The organism is Actinomadura sp. CNU-125, assembly GCF_001942465.1.
GTDB lineage: Bacteria > Actinomycetota > Actinomycetes > Streptosporangiales > Streptosporangiaceae > Spirillospora.
This window is the reverse complement of record NZ_MKJY01000342.1, coordinates 1-4,666: the sequence shown is the minus strand read 5'-3', so window position 1 is coordinate 4,666 and position 4,666 is coordinate 1. Positions and strand designations below refer to the sequence as shown.

The following is a 4,666-nucleotide window of genomic DNA, read 5'->3' as shown; positions in this document are numbered from 1 at the left end:
CCTCGGCTCCCGGCGTTCGGTACGGTAGGGCGCCGCACGTTGCATGCACGTTGCGACCGTCCGATCACTCTGCGTTGCGAAAAACGGTCTGCCGGTTCCCCCGAACCGGTTGCGGCGCCTCCCGAATCGGCCGATCCTCAAACCCCTATGTGTCCTCCGGGGGGAGCCTGCCGATGATGACCAAGGAGCGACCGGCCGGCCCGCGGCCGCCGATAGCCGAATCGTGGCGGCGCGCGCGGGACGCGGGCGTGGACGCCGGGGTGCCGTCCGCCCCGATGTGCTCGACCGCGACGTCCTCGCCGCGCCCGCGCCGCCCACCCGCCTCGCGCCGCACCTGCCGCTGCTGCGCGAGCTGCTGCGCGGCGTCGCCGACGAGACCGAGCACCTGCTGGTGATCACCGACGAGGCGGGCCGGGCGCTGTGGACGCAGGGGCCGCGGCGGACGCGGCGCGCGGCCGAGCGGATCGGGCTGCTGGAGGGGTTCTGCTGGGCCGAGGACGAGGTCGGCACCAACGGCATCGGCACGGCGCTCGCCGAGGGGCGGCCCGAGCACGTGTACGCGGCCGAGCACGTCGCGCACGTCCTGCGGGGCTGGTCGTGCGCGGGGGCGCCGGTCGTCGACCCCGACACCGGACGGGTGATCGGGTGCGTCGACGTCAGTGCGACCGCCGACCGGCTGCACCCGGCGATGACCGCGCTCGTCGCGACCGCGGCGCGGCTCGCCGAGGCGCGGCTGGAGCTGGCGATGCAGCGGCGGGACGAGCGGCTCCGCGAGCGCTACCTGCCGCACCTGACCGGACTGGGCGGCACCGGCGCGGGCGGCGCCGGGAGCGGCGCCGCGACGCTGGTCACCGCGACCGGGCGGATCCTGGCGGGCGGCCCGGACGGGTGGCGCGGGCGGCGGCTGCAGGTCCCCGAACCCTCGACGATCACGCTGCCGCCGGCCGGGCCATGTTCGCCGAGCCGCTCGGGGAGGTGTACCTGCTGCGCCCGCGGGCCGGGGGCGCGGCCGCCGGTCCCGCGAGCCCCGCCGTGCCGGCGTCCCGGACGGGGGAGAGCGGCCCGCTGCTGGCGCTGACGCTGCTGGGCGCCGACCCGCCGGTGGCCCGGCTGGACGGACGGCCGGTGCCGCTGTCGCTGCGGCACGCCGAGATCCTCGCGCTGCTGGCGCTGCACCCGCAGGGATTGAGCGGCGACCGGCTGTCGTGGCTGCTGTACGGGGACGAGGGCACCCCGGGCACCGTCCGCGCGGAGATCCACCGGCTCCGCGACCGGCTCGGCGGGCTCGTCCGGGCCCGTCCGTACCGGCTCGACTGCGCGGTCGACGCCGACTTCCGGACCGTCCGGCGGCTGCTGGACGAGGGGGACGTCCCGGCCGCCGCGCGGCTGTACGCGGGGGAGCTGCTGCCGCGTTCGGACGCGCCCGCGGTCCGCGCCGAGCGCGACGAGCTGGCGGTGCTGATGCGGCGGCAGGCCCTCGACCGGGGCGGCGCCGAGGCGCTGTGGGCGTACGCGCAGACGGAACCGGGGCGCGGCGACCTGGAGGCGCTGGAGCGGCTCGGGGCGGTGCTGCCCCCGGGCGACCCGCGCCGCGCCGCCGTCACCACCCGCAGCGACCGGCTCCTCAGCGACGACGACCTCTGAGCCGGGCCGGCCGTCCCGTCGTCTCGGCCGGGGCGCCGGGCCCGTCAGTCCTCGCCGGGGCGCCGGGCCCGTCAGTCCTCGCCGGGGTCGGCGGGGGCGCCGGGGCCGGTCAGGTGGGTGCGGTCGTTGTAGCAGACGGCGCGCAGGGCGCCGCCGCCGTCTCCCTGCCAGCGGGTCAGCGAGCAGTTGCCGATCGGCTCCTTCTCGATCTGCATGATCTCCGCCTCCGTCAGCTCCTCCACCAGGTAGCGGGTCATGACGACGATCGCGTCGTGCGTCACGACCAGGACGCGGCCGCCGGGGGCGTCGGCCGCCAGGTCGCGGTAGAAGCTGCGCAGCCGCAGCGCGAGGTCGGCCCACGATTCACCGCCGGGCGGGCGGTGGTAGAACTTGCCGAGCCGCCGCGCCCGCTCGGCCTCGGCCGGGAACCGGCGCCGCACCCCGCGGGCGGTGAAGCCCTGCAGGACGCCCTGCTCGCGGTCGCGGAGCCGTTCGTCCACGCGCAGGCGCAGCCCGTCCGGGGCGGCGGGCGCGGCCCAGGTCGTCTGCCCGAGCGCGATCCGGGCGGTGTCGAGCGCCCGCAGGTAGGGGGACGAGACGACCATGGTGGGGCGCTCGTCCGGGGGGAGTGCGGCGAGGCGGCGGCCGAGGGTCTCGGCCTGGGCGCGGCCGAGGTCCGACAGCGGGATGTCGGCGTCCCGCTCGGGGATGCCGGCGTCCTCGGCGCCCGCGCGTTCCGCCTCCCGCCAGGCCACGTTGCCGGTGCTCTCGCCGTGCCGGGTCAGGTTCAGCCACTGCAGCGCTTTCACGCCCGTCATGCTGCCACGGACGGCGTGCTCTACAGGCGGTAGTACTCTTTTCGCGTGACGAACGTGCTGGCGACCGCGGTGATCGTGACGGCCCTGCTGACGGCCGGGTACGCGCTGGTCACCACGGTGCGGGACCGGCCGATGAGCGTCGGCCACCTCGTGGTGCTCGGGATTTTGGAACTCCTGCTGATCGCGCAGGCCGTCGTCGGGTTCGTCAAGCTCGGCGGCGGGGAGGGGCCCGACCCCGCGACGACTTTCGTGGGCTACCTGATCGCGATCCTGCTGCTCCCGGCGGCGGGGGCCGGATGGGGACTGCTGGAGCGCACCCGGTGGGGGCCGGGGGTGCTCGTGGTCGCCGGGCTGGGCGTCGCGGTGATGGTCGTCAGGATGAACCAGCTGTGGAGCGGGACCGTTGCCTGAGGCCGAGACCGGGGACGTCCGGCCCGGAGCCCGCGCGGACGACGGCGCCCGCGCCGGCGCCGAAGCCCGCGCGGGCCGTACCGGGGGCGGGCCGGGACGGATGCTGGTCGCCGTCTACGCGATCTTCGCGCTGCCGCCGGGCCCGGGCCGGGGTGCAGATCGCCGAGGACTTCGCCGAGGCGCCGGTCGCGTACGCGCTGTCGGCGGTCGCCGCCGCCGTCTACGTCCTGGCGACGGTGGCGCTGGCGCTCGGCGGGCGCACCTCGTTCCGCGTCGCGGTGGCGGCCTGCTCGGTCGAGCTCGTCGGCGTGCTGGTGGTGGGGACGCTCAGCCTCGCCGATCCCGCGGCGTTCCCCGACGAGACCGTCTGGTCCGGGTACGGGCGCGGCTACGGGTTCGTGCCGCTGGTGCTGCCGGTGCTGGGCCTGCTGTGGTTGCGCCGCACCGCCCGCCGGGGCGGCGGGACCCGGGCGGACGGTGGGCGCCCTGCGGGCGGTGCCTGACAGCACCGGCCGCAGGTGTTCGAGGGGCGGCACGGACGCGTCCCGGATCAGGCCGCGGGCGCCATCTGCCGCCCGCCCATCGGGAGGGCGAACACGGCCGCGCGCATGATCGCGTCCATCTCGTCGGAGGTGTAGGCGGCGGACGGGTTGCGGTGCATGTACCACAGGAGCCACAGCGGGGTGCCGAACACGATGCCGTCCGCGCTGAACAGCTGCGTCCGGCGGGGCAGTTCGCCGCAGTGCACGGCCAGCAGCGCGCGCACCTTCACGGGGGTTCCGGCGCTCTCGGAGATCAGGTCCGCGGCGGTCGCGGCCCGCTCGGTGATCTCCCGGACGAGCTTGGTCTCGGAGCGCCCGTCGACGAACAGCCGACCCTTGTGGTGGAACAGCTCGGTGTCGGGGTGCCACGCCTCGTTGTGCACCAGCCACAGGCCGTCCGAGCCGATGATGAGCTGGTCGGCGGTGCCGTGCCCGGGCACCGAGCGCCCGTACAGGACCCGGTGGCCGCGGCGTTCCCGGGTGAGCCGCAGCAGCCGTCCCATCCGCTCATCGCCGCGCAGTCCGAGCCGCCAGACGAGCGAAGCGTGGTGAATACGCCAATGGACGAACGTGTCCGCTGCGGCGACCAGGAGTGCGAGCGCGATTCCGAAAATGCTGTTGACCAGCAGGCCGGCCGCGAGCAGCGTCCCGCCCGCTAGAATGGCGCGGGTCCGCAGCCGCTTTTTCTGGTCGCGCTGCCACAGATCGTCGTAGAGGGCCTGGGGCGAGTCCCCGGTGAGCGCGGGACGGTCCCGCAGATAGATGGAGCTGCCGAACATCCCAACCTCCTGGCATCCTGCGACTATGACCTCATTATGCGGATACCCGGCGGAATGTCGCCACACTTACAGTGGTGACGTATGTCAAACGGTAAAGCCACGCTCCGCCCTCCCAAAGCGTTGCTCACCTGCCCTTTCGTATCCACCGAGCTGGTGGTTCCGAGGACGAACTTTGACTTCTCCTCGACCAATCTCGAAAGGGTCGGTGCAACTATCACCGCAACGCACGGGGTCCTTTTCGATTTCGTGGCATTTCTCACACGGGTGATCACGCTGCGGCACCGCCGACGCGGCGCCGCAGCGATCCGGGCACACTGGTGCGGTGACCGACGACCGCCTCGCCGCGGCCGAACGCCTGCCCGTTCACCGCGCCGTCCCGGACCTGCGTGCCGCGCTCGCCGAACACGGCGCGGCCGTCCTCGCCGCACGCCCGGCACCGGCAAGACCTCGCTCGTCCCGCTCGCCCGCGCGC

The 4,666-nt window shown here is 75.0% G+C and carries 5 protein-coding genes and 1 pseudogene; 4 read left to right on the top strand and 2 right to left on the bottom strand.

Annotated features, from left to right (window positions below):
* The first annotated feature begins 223 nt into the window (after nucleotides 1–223).
* Both BJF79_RS62605 and BJF79_RS62600 read left to right on the top strand, forming a co-directional pair.
* Complete coding sequence (locus tag BJF79_RS62605) at nucleotides 224–1,078, top strand: GAF domain-containing protein (protein WP_262402866.1); 855 nt, start codon at nucleotides 224–226, stop codon at nucleotides 1,076–1,078.
* Nucleotides 1,033–1,644 (top strand): helix-turn-helix domain-containing protein, encoded by a 612-nt coding sequence (locus BJF79_RS62600; RefSeq protein WP_262402865.1) that lies wholly within the window; start codon nucleotides 1,033–1,035, stop codon nucleotides 1,642–1,644. Before BJF79_RS62605 ends, BJF79_RS62600 begins: the two co-directional genes overlap by 46 nt.
* Nucleotides 1,645–1,715: 71 nt before the next feature.
* On the opposite strand, the gene BJF79_RS32475 is transcribed toward BJF79_RS62600, so the two are convergent.
* Nucleotides 1,716–2,462, bottom strand: coding sequence for a histidine phosphatase family protein (locus BJF79_RS32475; RefSeq protein ID WP_075903195.1), 747 nt, complete (start codon nucleotides 2,460–2,462; stop codon nucleotides 1,716–1,718).
* 45 nt (nucleotides 2,463–2,507) lie between these two features.
* Here BJF79_RS32475 and BJF79_RS32470 point away from each other — a divergent pair, with 45 nt between their 5' ends.
* Both BJF79_RS32470 and BJF79_RS32465 read left to right on the top strand, forming a co-directional pair.
* Nucleotides 2,508–2,873: a hypothetical protein gene (locus BJF79_RS32470; protein WP_075903193.1), complete on the top strand. Its 366-nt coding sequence runs from the start codon at nucleotides 2,508–2,510 to the stop codon at nucleotides 2,871–2,873.
* A 100-nt stretch (nucleotides 2,874–2,973) separates the two neighbouring features.
* A pseudogene (locus tag BJF79_RS32465) lies at nucleotides 2,974–3,376 on the top strand (hypothetical protein).
* 47 nt (nucleotides 3,377–3,423) lie between these two features.
* Here BJF79_RS32465 and BJF79_RS32460 read toward each other — a convergent pair.
* Nucleotides 3,424–4,194: a hypothetical protein gene (locus BJF79_RS32460; protein ID WP_075903191.1), complete on the bottom strand. Its 771-nt coding sequence runs from the start codon at nucleotides 4,192–4,194 to the stop codon at nucleotides 3,424–3,426.
* Nucleotides 4,195–4,666: the final 472 nt, after the last annotated feature.